Source organism: Streptomyces sp. NPDC026515 (assembly GCF_055567595.1).
Genome location: NZ_JBVHQD010000013.1, coordinates 142,164 through 159,324, shown reverse-complemented (window position 1 = coordinate 159,324; position 17,161 = coordinate 142,164). Strand labels below are relative to the sequence as shown.

The window sequence follows — 17,161 nt, the reverse complement described above, 5'->3', positions numbered from 1 at the left end:
TACGAGAAGGTGGCAGCACCTAAGAGGGGCCGGAGCGCGAGCGCCCAGAGCAAGCCAGGGCGCTCGCTGGCCTTGATCCTGATCGCCATCGTGGCGCTCACCGGAGGGATGTTCGCCTCGGGGCACACCACTCCGCGTCTCGGCATCGACCTTGCCGGCGGCACGAGCATCACGCTGCAGGCGGAGAACGAGCCGGGCCAGCCGAACGCGATCAACAAGGCCAACATGGACACCGCGGTCGACATCATGAACCGCCGTGTCAACGGCCTCGGTGTGTCCGAGGCGGAGGTACAGACCCAGGGGACGAGCAACATCATCGTCAACATCCCCAAGGGCACCAACTCCGAGGAGGCCCGCCAGCAGGTCGGCACCACCGCGAAACTGTACTTCCGTCCGGTCCTGGCCAGCGAGGCCAGTGCCGGCGCCGCTGCGTCCGCCTCCCCGAGCGCGTCCGCGAGCGGCGGCTCCAGCGCCTCCCCGAGCACCAGCGCGAGCCCGTCGAGCAGCGCGTCGTCGTCCGAGAAGGCGACCGGTTCGTCCGCCTCGCCCTCCTCGTCCGCCACCTCCCAGGGCCGCGCCCTCACGGACGCCCTGAAGGCGGACTCCACGCCGTCCTCCTCGGCGTCCGCGAACCCGTCCGCGAGCCCCTCCGCCTCGGTCGACCCGAGCGCCTCCGCCGCGGCCAGCAAGCTGGAGGCCCAGTACACCGCGCTGGACTGCTCCAAGGCCGCCCAGCGCGCCACGGCCGGCAAGAGCGCCAAGCCCACCGACTCGACGGTGGCCTGCGGGCAGATCTCCGGCGTCTGGTACAAGTACGTGCTCGGCCCGGCCGCCGTCGACGGCACCGAGGTCAAGAAGGCCCAGGCCGTCTTCGACACGCAGACCGCCGCCGGCTGGCAGGTCCAGATGAACTTCAACTCCAGCGGAGCCAAGAAGTTCGCGGACATCACCGCCGAGCTGGCCAAGAACCAGCAGCCGCAGAACGAGTTCGGCATCGTCCTGGACGGCGAGGTCGTCTCCAGCCCGTACGTGAGCCAGTCGATCACCGGCGGACAGGCGGAGATCTCCGGCAGCTTCACGCAGGAGGAGGCCCAGAGCCTCTCCAACATGCTGTCCTACGGCGCGCTCCCGCTGTCCTTCAAGGAGCAGAGCGTCACCACCGTCACCGCCGCGCTCGGCGGCGAGCAGCTGCACGCCGGTCTGCTGGCCGGTGCCATCGGCCTCGCCCTGGTCGTGATCTACCTGGTGGTCTACTACCGCGGCCTGTCGCTGGTCGCGATGGCCTCCCTGCTGGTCTCCGCGATCCTGACCTACGTGCTCATGGCGCTGCTCGGCCCGGCCATCGGCTTCGCGCTGAACCTGCCGGCCGTCTGCGGTGCGATCGTCGCGATCGGTATCACGGCGGACTCGTTCATCGTGTTCTTCGAACGCATCCGGGACGAGATCCGCGAGGGCCGCACGCTGCGTCCCGCCGTCGAGCGGGCCTGGCCGCGCGCCCGGCGCACCATCCTGGTCTCCGACTTCGTGTCGTTCCTGGCCGCGGCCGTGCTGTTCATCGTGACCGTCGGCAAGGTCCAGGGCTTCGCGTTCACCCTCGGTCTGACCACGGTGCTCGACGTGGTCGTCGTCTTCTTCTTCACCAAGCCGCTGATGACGATCCTCGCCCGGCGTAAGTTCTTCGCGAGCGGCCACAAGTGGTCCGGGCTCGACCCGAAGGGTCTGGGCGCCAAGCCCCCGCTGCGCCGCACCCGCCGTCCCGCCGGTCCTGTCGCCGGCCCTGTCGACCCGAAGGAAGCGTGAGCGATGTCGAAACTCGGCAGCCTCGGCGCCCGACTCCACCGCGGCGAGATCAGCTACGACTTCGTCGGCAAGCGCAAGATCTGGTACGGCGTCTCCATCCTGATCACCATCACGGCCATCGTCGGCCTGGCGGTGCGCGGCCTGAACATGGGCATCGACTTCCAGGGCGGTGCGGTCTTCACCACCCCGAAGACCAGCGTCTCGGTCTCCCAGGCGGAGACCTACGCGCAGCAGGCCGCCGGTCACGACGCGGTCGTGCAGAAGCTCGGCACGGGCGGTCTGCGCATCCAGATCGCCGGCATGGACACCGAGAAGTCGGACGCCACCAAGGCCGAACTGGCCAAGGACATGAAGCTGGACCCGGAGTCCATCGCCGCCGACCTGGTCGGGCCCAGCTGGGGTGACCAGATCGCCAACAAGGCCTGGGAAGGCCTCGCCATCTTCATGGTCCTCGTGGTGATCTACCTGGCGATCGCCTTCGAGTGGCGGATGGCGATCGCGGCCCTGGTCGCGCTGATCCACGACATCACGATCACGACCGGCATCTACGCCCTGGTCGGCTTCGAGGTCACGCCCGGCACGGTCATCGGTCTGCTGACGATCCTCGGTTACTCGCTGTACGACACGGTCGTCGTCTTCGACAGCCTCAAGGAACAGACGAAGGACATCACCAAGCAGACCCGGTTCACCTACAGCGACATCGCCAACCAGTCGATCAACGGCACCCTGGTCCGTTCGATCAACACCACGGTGGTCGCGCTGCTGCCGGTCGCGGGTCTGCTGTTCATCGGCGGCGGCGTCCTCGGCGCGGGCACGCTGAACGACATCTCGCTGTCGCTGTTCGTCGGTCTGGCCGCGGGTGCCTACTCGTCGATCTTCATCGCCACGCCGCTGGTCGCCGACCTCAAGGAGGCCGAGCCGCAGATGAAGGCGCTGCGCAAGCGCGTCCTCGCCAAGCGGGCCCAGGCCGCCGCCGAGGAGGAGCTCGCCGGGGCCCGGGTCGGTGGCGCGGAGGGACCCGAGGACGCCGCTCCGGCCGTCGTCGGCCCGCGCAACCAGCCCGCCTCCCCCCGCAACAGGGGCGGCCGCGGGCGTCCGTCGGGGAAGCGCCGATGACCGACATCCGGGAGCTGCTGCTCAGCCGCATCCGGGACGTCGCGGACTACCCGGAGCCGGGCGTGATGTTCAAGGACATCACCCCGCTGCTGGCCGACCCCGCCGCGTTCACCGCGCTCACCGACACCCTCGCGGAGATCGCCACGCGCACCGGTGCCACCAAGATCGTCGGTCTGGAGGCCCGCGGCTTCATCCTCGGCGCCCCGGTCGCGGTCCGGGCCGGCCTCGGCTTCATCCCGGTCCGCAAGGCGGGCAAGCTCCCCGGAGCGACCCTGAGCCAGGCCTACGACCTGGAGTACGGCTCGGCCGAGATCGAGGTGCACGCCGAGGACGTCGGCGTGCGCGACCGGATCCTGATCGTCGACGACGTGCTCGCCACCGGCGGCACCGCCGAGGCCTCGATCCGGCTGATCCACCGGGCCGGCGCCGCGGTCGCGGGCGTCGCGGTCCTGATGGAGCTGGGCTTCCTGAGCGGCCGCGCCCGCCTGGAACCGGCCCTGGACGGAGCGCCGCTGGAGGCTCTCCTCCAGATCTGAGCGTCGTACGACTGATCGAACGGCCGCCCCTCGGGGGCGGCCGTTCGCGTGTGTCCGGGGCCCGCGCAACCCTTGAGGACACCCGCTTGGAATCCCTCGGTGGCCTCCCGTGTTACTCCCGTATACGGTTCCCGGTTCCGCCTGCAGGCGATGACATGGCCCAGGATCGCTACCATGGGCACTCCGGAGCCTGACCGGGGGACCCGGATCGCGCACGAGGAGCCCTCTTGCCAGACGAGGCCCAGCCACTGACCGCCGCCAAGCCCGAGCACGCCTCGGCGCCCGCGGCCAAGCCCGCGCCGAACGTGTCGCAGACCAAGAACGACACCCGTGGGCCGGTCGAGCACGCCCAGTCCGCGCCCGCCGAGAAGTCGGCCGAGTCCTCGCGCCCCAAACCGGCCCCGGCCGAGCGTTCCACGACCCGCCCCAACAGCGGCCAGCCCGCGCGCACCGGCTCCTCGAACCGCGTCCGTGCCCGCCTGGCCCGTCTCGGCGTGCAGCGCGCCAACCCGTACAACCCGGTCCTCGAACCGTTGCTGCGCATAGTCCGCAGCAACGACCCCAAGACCGAGAACGCCACGCTGCGCCAGATCGAGCGCGCCTACCAGGTCGCCGAACGCTGGCACCGCGGGCAGAAGCGCAAGAGCGGCGACCCGTACATCACCCACCCGCTCGCGGTGACCACGATCCTTGCCGAGCTGGGCATGGACCCGGCGACCTTGATGGCGGGCCTGCTGCACGACACCGTCGAGGACACCGAGTACGGGCTGGAGGACCTGCGCCGCGACTTCGGCGACGTCGTCGCGCTGCTGGTCGACGGCGTGACCAAGCTGGACAAGGTCAAGTTCGGCGAGGCGGCGCAGGCCGAGACCGTGCGCAAGATGGTCGTCGCCATGGCCAAGGACCCGCGCGTCCTGGTCATCAAGCTCGCCGACCGGCTGCACAACATGCGCACCATGCGCTACCTCAAGCGCGAGAAGCAGGAGAAGAAGGCGCGCGAGACCCTGGAGATCTACGCGCCGCTCGCCCACCGCCTGGGCATGAACACCATCAAGTGGGAGCTGGAGGACCTCGCCTTCGCGATCCTCTACCCCAAGATGTACGACGAGATCGTCCGGCTGGTGGCCGAGCGCGCCCCCAAGCGTGACGAGTACCTGGCCATAGTGACCGACGAGGTCCAGGCCGACCTGCGCGCCGCCCGCATCAAGGCGACCGTCACCGGCCGGCCGAAGCACTACTACAGCGTCTACCAGAAGATGATCGTCCGCGGCCGGGACTTCGCGGAGATCTACGACCTGGTGGGCATCCGCGTCCTGGTGGACACCGTCCGCGACTGCTACGCGGCCCTGGGCACCGTCCACGCGCGCTGGAACCCGGTTCCGGGGCGCTTCAAGGACTACATCGCGATGCCCAAGTTCAACATGTACCAGTCGCTGCACACCACGGTCATCGGCCCCAACGGCAAGCCCGTCGAACTCCAGATCCGCACGTTCGACATGCACCGCCGTGCCGAGTACGGCATCGCCGCGCACTGGAAGTACAAGCAGGAGGCCGTCGCCGGCGCCTCCAAGGTCCGCACCGACGTGCCGAAGTCGTCCGGGAAGGGCAAGGACGACCACCTCAACGACATGGCGTGGCTGCGGCAGTTGCTGGACTGGCAGAAGGAGACCGAGGACCCCAGCGAGTTCCTGGAGTCCCTGCGCTTCGACCTGTCCCGCAACGAGGTCTTCGTCTTCACCCCCAAGGGCGACGTCATAGCGCTCCCGGCCGGGGCCACCCCGGTCGACTTCGCGTACGCCGTGCACACCGAGGTCGGCCACCGCACGATAGGCGCGCGGGTCAACGGCCGCCTGGTACCGCTGGAATCCACCCTGGACAACGGCGACCTGGTCGAGGTCTTCACCTCCAAGGCACCGGGGGCCGGCCCCTCCCGGGACTGGCTGGGCTTCGTCAAGTCACCGCGCGCCCGCAACAAGATCCGCGCCTGGTTCTCCAAGGAGCGTCGGGACGAGGCGATCGAGCAGGGCAAGGACGCCATCGTCCGCGCGATGCGCAAGCAGAACCTGCCGATCCAGCGCATCCTCACCGGCGACTCGCTGGTCACGCTCGCCCACGAGATGCGCTACCCGGACATCTCCTCGCTGTACGCGGCGATCGGCGAGGGCCATGTCGCCGCGCAGAACGTCGTGCAGAAGCTGGTGCAGGCGCTCGGCGGCGAGGAGGCCGCCACCGAGGAGATCGACGAGGCGGTACCGCCGTCCCGCGGCCGGCGCAGCAAGCGCCGCAGCAGCCAGGACCCCGGTGTGGTGGTCAAGGGCGTCGACGACGTCTGGGTCAAGCTGGCCCGCTGCTGCACGCCCGTACCCGGCGACCCGATCATCGGGTTCGTCACCCGCGGCAGCGGCGTGTCGGTGCACCGCAGCGACTGCGTCAACGTGGAGTCGCTGTCCCGGGAACCGGAGCGCATCCTCGACGTCGAGTGGGCGCCCACCCAGTCCTCGGTCTTCCTGGTCGCCATCCAGGTCGAGGCCCTGGACCGCTCCCGGCTGCTGTCCGACGTCACCCGTGTCCTGTCCGACCAGCACGTCAACATCCTCTCCGCGGCGGTCCAGACCTCCCGCGACCGGGTGGCCACCTCCCGGTTCACCTTCGAGATGGGCGACCCCAAGCACCTGGGCCACGTCCTGAAGGCCGTACGGGGCGTGGAGGGCGTCTACGACGTCTACCGGGTCACGTCGGCCCGCAACCGGTCGTAGGGCCCGGGAGACGACGAGAGGGGCCCCGCACGACGTCGTATGGGGCCCCTCTCGTGGGAATCGTCCTGCGCGCGCTAGCCGCCGAACTCCTGGAGGCCCTTCAGAGCCTGGTCCAGGAGCGCCTGGCGGCCTTCCAGCTCACGCTCCAGCTTCTCCGCCTTCGACGTGTTGCCCTGGGCGCGGGCCTGGTCGATCTGCCCCCTCAGCTTGTCCACGGCGGCCTGCAGCTGGCCGGTCAGACCCGCGGCACGCGCGCGTGCCTCCGGGTTGGTCCGCCGCCACTCGGTCTCCTCGGCCTCCTGGATGGCCCGGTCGACGGTGTGCATCCGGCCCTCGACCTTCGGACGCGCGTCGCGCGGCACGTGGCCGATGGCCTCCCAGCGCTCGTTGATCGAGCGGAAGGCGGCCCGCGCGGACTTCAGGTCCGTGATCGGCAGGAGCTTCTCGGCCTCGACGGCCAGCTCCTCCTTCAGCTTCAGGTTCTCGGTCTGCTCCGCGTCCCGCTCGGCGAAGGCGGACCCGCGGGCCGCGAAGAACACGTCCTGGGCGCCGCGGAAGCGGTTCCACAGGTCGTCCTCGTGCTCGCGCTGGGCGCGGCCGGCGGCCTTCCACTCCGTCATCAGCTCGCGGTAACGCGCGGCCGTCGGACCCCAGTCGGTCGAGTCCGACAGCGCCTCGGCCTCGGCGACCAGCTTCTCCTTGGCCTTGCGGGCGTCCTCGCGCTGCGAGTCGAGCTGCGCGAAGTGCGCCTTGCGGCGCTTGGAGAACGCCGACCGGGCGTGCGAGAAGCGGTGCCACAGCTCGTCGTCCGACTTGCGGTCCAGCCGGGGCAGGCCCTTCCAGGTGTCCACGAGGGAGCGCAGCCGTTCACCGGCGGCCCGCCACTGGTCGGACTGGGCCAGCTGCTCCGCCTCGACGACCAGGTCCTCCTTGGCCTTGCGGGCCTCGTCGGACTGCTTGGCACGCTGCGCCCGGCGCTCCTCGCGACGCGACTCGACGGTCTTGACCAGCTCGTCGAGCCGGTTCCGCAGCGCCTGCAGGTCACCGACCGCGTGGTGCGCCTCCACCTGCTCGCGCAGATGGTCGATGGCGGCCTGGGCGTCCTTGGCGGACAGGTCGGTGGTCCGCACTCGCTTCTCGAGGAGGCCGATCTCGACAACCAGGCCTTCGTACTTGCGCTCGAAGTAGGCCAGCGCCTCGTCAGGGGAGCCGGCCTGCCAGGAACCGACGACCTGCTCGCCGTCGGCCGTACGCACGTACACGGTCCCCGTCTCGTCGACGCGGCCCCACGGGTCGCTGCTCACAGCGCCTCCTCCACATGATGCCCGCGAGGGGCCTCAGCGCCCCCGGGCATCGTCCACAGTTTCGTCACGGCCAACATAGGCGACCGGCGGGTTGCCTGTCCGCATCCCGCGCGACCGAAGTTTCGCAGTCCGACCTCAGGATTTCGTGACCGTCGCCTTGTTGATGACGACCGTCGCGTTCGGGGCCCCGTCACCGGCTCCGGTGCTCTCGCCGGCGGCCGCGATCTTCTTGAGGACCTTGAGTCCGGCGGCGTCCACCGTGCCGAACGGGGTGTAGCTGGCCGGCAACTGGCTGTCCTGGTAGACCAGGAAGAACTGGCTGCCGCCGGTGTGCTTCTGGCCGGTGTTGGCCATCGCGATCGTGCCCGCCGGGTAGACGCCGCCCGTCAGGCTTTTGTCCTTGAGATTCTCGTCGGGAATCGTGTACCCGGGACCGCCGCTGCCGGTGGCCGTCGGGTCGCCGCACTGCAGCACGTAGATGCCGTTGGTGGTGAGCCGGTGGCACTTGGTGTGGTCGAAGTACCCCTTCGACGCGAGGAAGTCGAACGAGTTCACCGTGTGCGGGGCGGCCGCCGTCTTCAGCGCCACGTCGATGTCACCGCAGGTCGTCGCCAGCTTCATGGTGTAGTCCGCCGACGTGTCGATCGACATCGCCGGCTCCTTCTTCCAGCTCAGCTTCGCCACCTTGCCGGCGGCGGGCTTCGCACACGGGTCCGCCGGCTTGCTGGCGGACGGCGCGGCGCTCGGGGTCGTCTCCGAGCTGGCGTTCGCCTTGTCGTCGTTCTTCAGCACGCCGGTCGTGTACAGCGCCACACTGCCGATCACGATCACGCCGAGGACGGACGCGATCACGGAGTTGCGCATGCGTGACTTGCGCCGTGCGCTGGTACGCCGCTGCTGCTGCCGCAAGAACTTCTCCCGGGCGAGCTGACGCCGCCGCTGCTCCTGGGTGACCACCGGGTTCTCTCCTCATGCGTGTCGTATGTCGACCGGTACGCGTGCGTCCTGTGCGCTGTGTGAGCCGACCACTGCGTGTAGCCCCGTACCGTATATGGGTTCGCTGAGGAAACGGCAGCGCCGGTAGGCTCTGGACCACAGCTGGTAGCCACCCGAACCGACACAACAAAGGACGATCGTGCTCATTGCCGGGTTCCCCGCCGGGGCCTGGGGGACGAACTGTTATCTCGTCGCCCCCGCCGCCGGTGCGGAGTGCGTGATCATCGACCCCGGCCACCAGGCCGCCGAAGGCGTCGAGGAAGCACTGAAGAAGCATCGGCTCAAGCCCGTCGCCGTCGTCCTCACCCACGGCCACATCGACCATGTGGCCTCGGTCGTCCCCGTGTGCGGCGCGCACGACGTGCCGGCCTGGATCCACCCCGAGGACCGGTACATGATGAGCGACCCCGAGAAGGCGCTCGGCCGGTCCATCGGCATGCCGCTGATGGGCGAGCTGACGGTGGGGGAGCCCGACGACGTCTTCGAACTGACCGACGGCGCGAAGCTGGAGCTGGCCGGACTCGAACTCTCCGTCGCGCACGCGCCGGGCCATACCAAGGGGTCGGTGACCTTCCAGATGCCGCAGACGGCCGACGTCCCGTCGGTCTTCTTCTCGGGCGATCTGCTCTTCGCCGGCTCCATCGGACGCACGGACCTGCCGGGCGGCTCCATGGACGACATGCTGGCCTCACTGGCCCGTGTCTGCCTGCCGCTCGACGACTCCACCGTGGTGCTGTCCGGCCACGGCCCCCAGACGACCATCGGCCAGGAGCGCGCCACCAACGCCTATCTGCGGCAGGTGGCGACCGGCCTCGGGAGCGCGGACGCTCCCCGACGAGGAATGTGACGAGAGACCTTCCGTGAGCACCTTTCAGGCCCCCAAGGGCACCTACGACCTGATCCCGCCGGAGAGCGCCAAGTACCTGGCCGTGCGTGAGGCGATCGCCGCGCCGCTGCGCGGCTCCGGCTACGGCTACATCGAGACGCCCGGCTTCGAGAACGTGGAGCTGTTCGCGCGCGGGGTGGGCGAGTCGACCGACATCGTCACCAAGGAGATGTACGCCTTCGAGACGAAGGGCGGCGACAGGCTGGCGCTGCGCCCCGAGGGCACCGCGTCCGTCCTGCGCGCCGCCCTCGAGGCGAACCTGCACAAGACCGGCAACCTGCCGGTCAAGCTCTGGTACTCCGGCTCGTACTACCGCTACGAGCGTCCGCAGAAGGGCCGTTACCGCCACTTCTCGCAGGTCGGTGCCGAGGCCATCGGCGCGGAGGACCCGGCGCTGGACGCCGAGCTGATCATCCTGGCCGACCAGGCGTACCGCTCGCTGGGCCTCAGGAACTTCCGCATCCTGCTGAACAGCCTGGGCGACAAGGAGTGCCGTCCGGTGTACCGGGCCGCGCTCCAGGACTTCCTGCGCGGCCTGGACCTGGACGAGGACACCCTGCGCCGGGCGGAGATCAACCCGCTCCGGGTCCTGGACGACAAGCGGGAGTCGGTCCAGAAGCAGCTGGGCGGTGCCCCGCTGCTCCGCGACTACCTCTGCGACGCCTGCAAGGCGTACCACGAGGAGGTCCGTGAACTGATCACGGCCGCGGGCGTGGCCTTCGAGGACGACCCGAAGCTGGTACGGGGCCTGGACTACTACACCCGTACGACCTTCGAGTTCGTCCACGACGGTCTGGGTTCGCAGTCCGCGGTGGGCGGCGGCGGCCGCTACGACGGCCTGTCGGAGATGATCGGCGGCCCCGCGCTGCCGTCCGTCGGCTGGGCGCTGGGCGTCGACCGCACGGTGCTGGCGCTGGAGGCGGAGGGAGTCGGACTCGACATCCCCTCCCCGACGAGCGTCTACGCGGTACCGCTCGGCGAGGAAGCCCGCCGGATCCTGTTCGCCAAGGTCACCGAGTTGCGCCGGGCCGGCGTCGCGGCGGACTTCTCCTACGGCGGCAAGGGCCTCAAGGGCGCGATGAAGAACGCCAACCGCAGCGGGGCCCGCTACGCGATCGTCGCCGGCGAGCGCGACCTCGCCGAGGGCGTCGTCCAGCTGAAGGACATGGAGTCCGGCGAGCAGACGTCGATCGGCGTGAACGAGATCGTGGCGGAGCTGGAGTCGAGGCTGGGCTGAGCCCGGCAGGGTGAGGGGGCCGCGGGCCCCCTCACCCCCGCTCAGTCCAGCAGCCCGAACCGCATCGCGCGCGTCACCGCCGCCGTCCGGTCGTCCACACCGAGTTCGGCGAAGGCCCGCGGCAGGTGCGTCATCACCGTCGACTCCCCGATGAAGAGCCGGCGGCCGATCTCCGCGTTCGTGCAGCCGTCGGTGACCGGGCGCGGCGCCGCCACCTCACGCTCCGAGAGGCGGGGGCGCTCCGGGCGGACCCGCAGCGGGTCCACCAGCCGCGCCGCCACCGACGACGCCAGCACCGTCTCGCCCCGCGCGGCCGCCCGTACCGCGTCCGCCAGTTGACCCCGGAGCAGGTAGCCGGCGGCACCCGCCTCGACGGCGCGCAGGATGTCCCCGCCGTTCTCGTACGTGGTCAGCACCACCACCCGGCAGGGCAGCCCCGCCTCGGACATGCGGACGATCGCGTCGACGCCCGCGCCGCCCGGCATCCGCAGGTCCATCAGCACGATGTCGGGGCGGAGTTCCGCCGCCAGCGCCTCCGCCAGCGCCTCCGCCTGCGGCCCGCTGGCCGCGTCGGCTACCACCCGGCCGGCGGCCACGATCGCCAGCCGGTCCGCGAGCGCCTCCGCCTCCTCCAGGTAGTGGGTGGCGAGCAGGATCGTGGTGCCCTCGTCCGCGAGGAGCCGGACGAGATCCCGGAACTGTCGCCTGGCCGCCGGGTCGAAACCGGTCGTCGGCTCGTCCAGGAGGAGCAGTTCGGGGCCGCCGATCACCCCGAGCGCCACGTCCGGCCGGCGGCGCTGGCCCCCGAGAGTGCCTTGACCTGGCTGTCGGCCTTGGCTTCGAGACCGACCAGGGCGGTCACCCGCTCCGGGTCGCGCGGCCGCGGGTAGTAGTGCGCGAAGTGCCGCACCGTCTCGCGGACCGTCAACTCGGCGGGCGCCGATTCGTCCTGCCAGACGATTCCCACCCGGGACCGCCACGCGCGCGTGCCCGTCGCCGGATCCGCCCCCAGCACCGAGACCTCGCCGCCGTCCCTGGTCCGGTTGCCCTGGAGGATCTCCACCGTCGTGCTCTTGCCCGCCCCGTCGGGTCCGAGCAGGCCGAACACCTCACCTCGCCGGATGCCCAGGTCGACACCGTCCACCGCGGTCACGCCCCCGTACCGCTTGCGCAGCCCCCGGACGTCCCCCGCGAGTTCGTTCGCGTGTGCTGTCATGCCCCGGGCATCGGCCAGAACCGGACGCTCCGGGAGGACCGTGCGTACTTCCTTATGTCCACCGAACGGTGGACAGGGCGCCTCGTGCGGCACAATGGCCCCTGCCCGAAGGAGTTCCAACTCTCACACAGACGGAATCGGCGTGATGAGCAAGACGACAGTCCACGACGTCTCCACCGAGCCCGAGCCCGAGCACGCCTCCGCGGCACCGCGGACCGAGGGTGGCAGCCTCGCCTTCGGGCTGCTGCTGATCATCACCGGCGCCGCCGGCCTGCTGGCCGCCTGGGTCATCACGATCGACAAGTTCAAGCTGCTGGAAGCCAAGGCCGAAGGCAAGACGTTCACCCCCGGGTGCAGCCTCAACCCGGTCGTCTCCTGCGGCAGCGTCATGGAGTCCAAGCAGGCCGCCGCCTTCGGTTTCCCGAACCCGATGCTCGGCCTGGTCTGCTACGGCATCGTCGTCTGCGTCGGCATGAGCCTGCTGGCCCGTGCCCGCTTCCCCCGCTGGTACTGGCTGACCTTCAACTTCGGCACCCTCTTCGGCGTCGGATTCTGCACCTGGCTGCAGTTCCAGTCCCTGTACCGGATCAACGCGCTGTGCCTGTGGTGCTCGCTGGCCTGGGTCGCCACGATCATCATGTTCTGGTACGTGACCTCCTTCAACGTCCGCAAGGGCTTCCTGCCGGCCCCGAACTGGCTGAAGTCGTTCTTCGGCGAGTTCACCTGGGTGCTGCCGGTCCTGCACATCGGCATCATCGGCATGCTGATCCTGACCCGCTGGTGGGACTTCTGGACCAGCTGACAGCGCGCGCCGCGTTGTCAGTGCGGTGATTTAGGGTTTCAGCGTGGAACCCGACCTTTTCACCGCAGCCGCGGAAGACCGCCAGGAGAAGGACCCCGCCGGCAGCCCCCTGGCAGTGCGGATGCGCCCGCGCACCCTCGACGAGGTGGTGGGCCAGCGGCATCTGCTGAAGCCGGGGTCCCCGCTGCGCAGGCTGGTCGGCGAGGGATCGGGCGGCCCCGCCGGCCCCTCCTCGGTGATCCTCTGGGGCCCGCCCGGCACCGGCAAGACGACCCTCGCCTACGTCGTCTCCAAGGCGACCGACAAGCGGTTCGTGGAGCTCTCCGCGATCACCGCGGGCGTCAAGGAGGTCCGCGCGGTCATCGACGGAGCCCGCCGAGCCACCGGGGGATACGGCAAGGAGACCGTCCTCTTCCTCGACGAGATCCACCGCTTCAGCAAGGCCCAGCAGGACTCCCTGCTCCCGGCCGTCGAGAACCGCTGGGTCACCCTGATCGCGGCGACGACGGAGAACCCGTACTTCTCGGTGATCTCCCCGCTGCTCTCCCGGTCCCTGCTGCTCACCCTCGAACCGCTCACCGACGACGACGTCCGCGGCCTGCTGCGCCGGGCCCTGACCGGCGAGCGCGGCCTGAAGGGCTCCGTCGCCCTTCCCGAGGACACCGAGGAGCACCTGCTGCGGATCGCCGGCGGCGACGCCCGCCGCGCCCTGACCGCCCTGGAGGCCGCCGCCGGAGCCGCCCTCGACAAGGGCGAGACGGAGATCGGCCTGGTGACCCTGGAGGAGGTCGTCGACCGGGCCGCGGTCAAGTACGACCGGGACGGCGACCAGCACTACGACGTCGCCAGCGCCCTCATCAAGTCCATCCGGGGCTCCGACGTCGACGCGGCCCTGCACTACCTGGCCCGGATGATCGAGGCCGGGGAGGACCCCCGCTTCATCGCCCGCCGCCTGATGATCTCCGCCAGCGAGGACATCGGCCTCGCCGACCCGAACGCGCTGCCCACAGCGGTGGCGGCCGCCCAGGCCGTCGCCATGATCGGCTTCCCCGAGGCCGCCCTCACCCTCAGCCACGCCACCATCGCCCTCGCCCTGGCTCCCAAGTCCAACTCCGCGACCACGGCGATCGGCGCCGCCCTGGAGGACGTACGCAAGGGGCTGGCCGGACAGGTGCCCCCGCACCTGCGCGACGGCCACTACAAGGGCGCCGCCAAGCTGGGGCACGCGCAGGGGTACGTCTATCCGCACGACCTGCCCGAGGGCATCGCCGAGCAGCAGTACGCCCCCGACCCGATCAAGGACCGTGAGTACTACGCCCCGACCCGGCACGGCTCCGAGGCGCGCTACGCGGACGCGGTCGAGTGGACCAGGAAGCACCTCGGTCGCAGGCGGTCCTGAGCAGCCTGTAGAATCCCTCGCAGCGCTGAGTCCCGCGCTGTCAGAGCGGGACAGTCGGCCGGAACCCTCGCAAGGGGGTTCCAGGAGCGTCGCGCACCGTCGAACGGTGTCGCGGGCAGCCCACCACCCCTCGCCGCACGGCGGGACCGGCCGGTGGGCCACTCGCGTGCTGCACGTATGTGCCCAGACCAGGGGAGCGGCTGCCCACCAGGCCCGGCAACGGGTTCCGGAGGGTCTCCCCGGCTGCGGATTGCGACCTCCCTCAACCCTGACGAGCCGATATCAGAAGGAAGAAAGAGACAAGTGGCGAACCAGTCCCGCCCCAAGGTCAAGAAGTCGCGTGCCCTCGGTATCGCGCTGACCCCGAAGGCCGTCAAGTACTTCGAGGCCCGCCCCTACCCGCCGGGTGAGCACGGCCGCGGCCGCAAGCAGAACTCGGACTACAAGGTCCGTCTGCTCGAGAAGCAGCGTCTGCGCGCGCAGTACGACGTGTCCGAGCGCCAGCTCGTCCGCGCCTACGAGCGTGCCTCCAAGGTGCAGGGCAAGACCGGTGAGGCCCTGATCATCGAGCTGGAGCGTCGCCTCGACGCGCTGGTCCTGCGTTCGGGCATCGCCCGCACGATCTACCAGGCCCGCCAGATGGTCGTCCACGGCCACATCCAGGTCAACGGTCAGAAGGTCGACAAGCCGTCCTACCGCGTGCGTCCGGACGACGTGATCCAGGTTCGCGACCGCTCCAAGGACAAGACGCTCTTCCAGATCGCCCGTGAGGGTGGCTTCGCCCCCGACGGCGAGATCCCGCGCTACCTGCAGGTGAACCTCAAGGCCCTGGCGTTCCGCCTGGACCGCGAGCCGAACCGCAAGGAAGTTCCGATCATCTGTGACGAGCAGCTCGTCGTCGAGTACTACGCCCGCTGATCCCAGCCCCGGCGCAGCACTCCAGCGTCAGCCCGCCGTCTCCCCGCCCTTGCGGGTGGGGGAGGTGGCGGGCTTTCGCATGCCGGCACCGTCCTCCCGCCGCGGTACCGGCCCGCGCGGCGACGGCAGCGCGTCCAGCGGCCGTAGCCCGAAGTACTCCAGGGCTCGGGCCACCGCCGCTTCCCGGTCCAGCAGGGCCCCCTGCCGTAAGCACTCCGCGTACCGCTCTTCGCCCAGCGCCCGCCGGGCCGTCGCCTCGCACAGCTCGTGCGGGGCGTTGTAGTGGGCCGAGCCGAACAGCGGCAGCCCCACCGACGGCCACATCCGCCCCGCCGCACCCTGCAGCACCGCCGCCTCCGCCGGATCCCCCTCGGTCACCGTCACCAGGGCGAGCAGCTCGATCGCCAGCACCGAACCCAGCAGGTCGTGGAAGCCGTGCGCATGGCCCAGGCAGTCGGTCAGCAGCTCGCGGGCGGCCTCGTGATCGCCGTCCCGCCAGGCCGCGTACGCCAGCACATACAGCGCGTACGACCGGGTCCAGCGCTCGCCGTGGTCCTCGCACACCTGCCGCACGTCCTCGCACAGCCGCACGGCGTCCGGCAGATCGCCGAGGAACGCCCGGACCATCGCCAGTTCGACCTGGCCCATCAGGACGTTGCTGTTGAGTTCGCCGATCTCCCGGTAGCGGCCGAGCGCCGAGCGCAGCAGCGTCTCCGCGCGGGCCATGTCGTCGGTGACCAGGGCCAGACAGCCCGTGCGGTGCTCCGCGTACGCCACCGCCGTCGGGTCGGCGGCCAGTTCGGCCTCCTCACGGCACTCCTGGAGCGCGGCCAGCGCGGGCATCGCGTCGCCCTGCAGGATCGCCACGTAGCCGAGCACCCACAGCGCCTTCAGCCGGGACCGCGGGTACCCCGAGTCCAGCTCCAGGCTCAGCTCCAGCCAGCGCCGCCCCTCCGAGAGCCGCCCGCAGCCGGCCCAGTAGAACCACAGCGAGGCCGCCAGGTACTGGCCCAGATGCGCCTCGTCCGGCTCGGTCAGGCAGTGGTCCAGGGCGGCTCGCAGGTTCGCCAGCTCGGCCTCGGCACGCGCGGCCACCTCGCCCTGCCGCGGCGAGAACCAGTCCAGCTCGCACCAGGTCGCCAGTCCCATGAACCAGTCGCGGTGCCGGCGCCGCAGCCGCCCCGCGTCCCCGATCGCCGCCAGCCAGTCGGCGCCGTACGCCCGTACGGTGTCGAGCATCCGGTAGCGCACCCCCGCCGGGGTCTCCTCCCGGGACACCACCGACTGCGCGAGCAGCTCCGCCAGCACGTCCAGGACCCCCTCGGACGACAGCCCGTCCCCGCCGCACACGTACTCGGCGGCCTCCAGGTCGAAGGTGCCCGCGAACACCGACAGCCGCGCCCACAGCAACCGCTCGGCGGGGGTGCACAGTTCATGACTCCAGCCGATCGCGGTGCGCAGCGTCTGATGGCGGGGGAGCCCGTCGCGCCCGCCGCCGGTCAGCAGCCGGAACCGGTCGTCGAGCCGCTTCAGGAGCTGCCCCGGCGACAGCATCCGCAGGCGGCCCGCCGCCAGCTCGATCGCCAGCGGGATCCCGTCGAGGCGCCGGCACACCTCCCGTACCTCCGTGCCGTCCCGGACCCCCAGCCCCTGCCGCTCGGCGCGCTCGGCGAACAGCTCGACCGCCTCGTCCTCGCCGAGCGGTGCCAGCGGGAACAGCCGCTCGCCCGCCACGCCGAGCGGCCGCCGCGCCGCCGCCAGCACGGTCAGTCCGGGCAGCCGCCGCAGCAGGTCGGCCACCAGGTCCGCGCACCTCTCGACCAGGTGCTCACAGCCGTCGAGCAGCAGCAGGCAACGGCGGCCGGCCAGGTGTTCCAGGAGTGTCTCGCGCGGCAGCCGGGTGGTGTGGTCTGTCAGCCCCAGCGCCTCCACGACCGCGTACTCCACGAACCGCGGATCGCGCACCGCGGCCAGCTCCACCCGCCACACCCCGTCGCGGGGCGCCGCCGCGGCGGCCGCCCGCGCCGCCAGCCGGGACTTGCCGACCCCGCCGACCCCGGTCACCGTCACCAGCCGGCCGGACTCCAGGGCCCCGGCCAGCTCGCGGAGTTCGGCCGAGCGGCCCACGAACGCGGTCAGTTCCAGGGGCAGATTGCCGTCCGCCGGGGGGTCGGGGCGCTGAGGACCTCGCATGG

Annotated in this window: 14 protein-coding genes; 9 read left to right on the top strand and 5 right to left on the bottom strand. The window is 70.8% G+C overall.

The window, feature by feature from the left end; all coding sequences use genetic code 11:
- Positions 1-9: 9 nt before the first annotated feature.
- The 4 genes from secD to ACZ4O3_RS26920 all read left to right on the top strand — a co-directional run bounded on the left by secD (position 10) and on the right by ACZ4O3_RS26920 (position 6,208).
- Positions 10-1,800 (top strand): protein translocase subunit SecD, encoded by a 1,791-nt coding sequence (secD, locus tag ACZ4O3_RS26935; RefSeq protein WP_467724660.1) that lies wholly within the window; start codon positions 10-12, stop codon positions 1,798-1,800.
- A 3-nt stretch (positions 1,801-1,803) separates the two neighbouring features.
- On the top strand, positions 1,804-2,916 hold the full coding sequence (gene secF, locus ACZ4O3_RS26930; protein ID WP_362713783.1) for a protein translocase subunit SecF: 1,113 nt from the start codon (positions 1,804-1,806) through the stop codon (positions 2,914-2,916).
- A complete protein-coding gene (locus tag ACZ4O3_RS26925) occupies positions 2,913-3,452 on the top strand; it encodes an adenine phosphoribosyltransferase (RefSeq protein ID WP_362713785.1) in 540 nt (179 codons plus the stop codon). The genes secF and ACZ4O3_RS26925 overlap by 4 nt, the downstream gene beginning before the upstream one ends.
- 227 nt (positions 3,453-3,679) lie before the next feature.
- Positions 3,680-6,208 (top strand): RelA/SpoT family protein, encoded by a 2,529-nt coding sequence (locus ACZ4O3_RS26920; protein WP_362713787.1) that lies wholly within the window; start codon positions 3,680-3,682, stop codon positions 6,206-6,208.
- A gap of 74 nt (positions 6,209-6,282) precedes the next feature.
- Here ACZ4O3_RS26920 and ACZ4O3_RS26915 read toward each other — a convergent pair whose 3' ends face one another.
- Both ACZ4O3_RS26915 and ACZ4O3_RS26910 read right to left on the bottom strand, forming a co-directional pair.
- Positions 6,283-7,512 (bottom strand): DUF349 domain-containing protein, encoded by a 1,230-nt coding sequence (locus ACZ4O3_RS26915; protein WP_362713789.1) that lies wholly within the window; start codon positions 7,510-7,512, stop codon positions 6,283-6,285.
- Between the two features lie 135 nt (positions 7,513-7,647).
- Complete coding sequence (locus ACZ4O3_RS26910) at positions 7,648-8,469, bottom strand: peptidylprolyl isomerase (protein ID WP_362713791.1); 822 nt, start codon at positions 8,467-8,469, stop codon at positions 7,648-7,650.
- Between the two features lie 178 nt (positions 8,470-8,647).
- On the opposite strand from ACZ4O3_RS26910, the gene ACZ4O3_RS26905 reads away from it, so the two are divergent.
- Together ACZ4O3_RS26905 and hisS are read left to right on the top strand one after the other, a co-directional pair.
- Complete coding sequence (locus ACZ4O3_RS26905) at positions 8,648-9,355, top strand: MBL fold metallo-hydrolase (RefSeq protein ID WP_362713793.1); 708 nt, start codon at positions 8,648-8,650, stop codon at positions 9,353-9,355.
- 13 nt (positions 9,356-9,368) lie between these two features.
- Positions 9,369-10,631, top strand: a complete 1,263-nt coding sequence (hisS, locus tag ACZ4O3_RS26900; RefSeq protein WP_362713795.1) for a histidine--tRNA ligase — start codon at positions 9,369-9,371, stop codon at positions 10,629-10,631.
- A 41-nt stretch (positions 10,632-10,672) separates the two neighbouring features.
- Here the strand turns inward: hisS and ACZ4O3_RS26895 are convergent, their stop codons facing one another.
- Both ACZ4O3_RS26895 and ACZ4O3_RS26890 read right to left on the bottom strand, forming a co-directional pair.
- Positions 10,673-11,413, bottom strand: coding sequence for a response regulator (locus ACZ4O3_RS26895; RefSeq protein WP_467724656.1), 741 nt, complete (start codon positions 11,411-11,413; stop codon positions 10,673-10,675).
- Positions 11,398-11,847: an ATP-binding cassette domain-containing protein gene (locus tag ACZ4O3_RS26890; protein ID WP_467724654.1), complete on the bottom strand. Its 450-nt coding sequence runs from the start codon at positions 11,845-11,847 to the stop codon at positions 11,398-11,400. Before ACZ4O3_RS26890 ends, ACZ4O3_RS26895 begins: the two co-directional genes overlap by 16 nt.
- Before the next feature lie 145 nt (positions 11,848-11,992).
- On the opposite strand from ACZ4O3_RS26890, the gene ACZ4O3_RS26885 reads away from it, so the two are divergent.
- The 3 genes from ACZ4O3_RS26885 (at position 11,993) to rpsD (ending at position 14,966) form a co-directional block, all read left to right on the top strand.
- Positions 11,993-12,649 (top strand): vitamin K epoxide reductase family protein, encoded by a 657-nt coding sequence (locus ACZ4O3_RS26885; RefSeq protein ID WP_362713801.1) that lies wholly within the window; start codon positions 11,993-11,995, stop codon positions 12,647-12,649.
- Between the two features lie 43 nt (positions 12,650-12,692).
- The gene (locus ACZ4O3_RS26880) at positions 12,693-14,048 is read left to right on the top strand and encodes a replication-associated recombination protein A (RefSeq protein ID WP_362713803.1); all 1,356 of its coding nucleotides are present in this window, start codon (positions 12,693-12,695) and stop codon (positions 14,046-14,048) included.
- Positions 14,049-14,351: 303 nt separating this feature from the next.
- Positions 14,352-14,966, top strand: a complete 615-nt coding sequence (rpsD, locus tag ACZ4O3_RS26875; protein ID WP_351707197.1) for a 30S ribosomal protein S4 — start codon at positions 14,352-14,354, stop codon at positions 14,964-14,966.
- A 27-nt stretch (positions 14,967-14,993) separates the two neighbouring features.
- Here the strand turns inward: rpsD and ACZ4O3_RS26870 are convergent, their stop codons facing one another.
- A complete protein-coding gene (locus ACZ4O3_RS26870; protein WP_467724652.1) occupies positions 14,994-17,159 on the bottom strand; it encodes an ATP-binding protein in 2,166 nt (721 codons plus the stop codon).
- Positions 17,160-17,161: the final 2 nt, after the last annotated feature.

Coding starts and splice junctions, on each gene's coding strand:
- secF (WP_362713783.1), top strand. CDS start 1,804: ATGTCGAAACTCGGCAGCCTCGGCGCCCGACTCCACCGCGGCGAGATC.
- ACZ4O3_RS26925 (WP_362713785.1), top strand. CDS start 2,913: ATGACCGACATCCGGGAGCTGCTGCTCAGCCGCATCCGGGACGTCGCG.
- ACZ4O3_RS26890 (WP_467724654.1), bottom strand. CDS start 11,847: ATGACAGCACACGCGAACGAACTCGCGGGGGACGTCCGGGGGCTGCGC.
- ACZ4O3_RS26885 (WP_362713801.1), top strand. CDS start 11,993: ATGAGCAAGACGACAGTCCACGACGTCTCCACCGAGCCCGAGCCCGAG.
- ACZ4O3_RS26870 (WP_467724652.1), bottom strand. CDS start 17,159: ATGCGAGGTCCTCAGCGCCCCGACCCCCCGGCGGACGGCAATCTGCCC.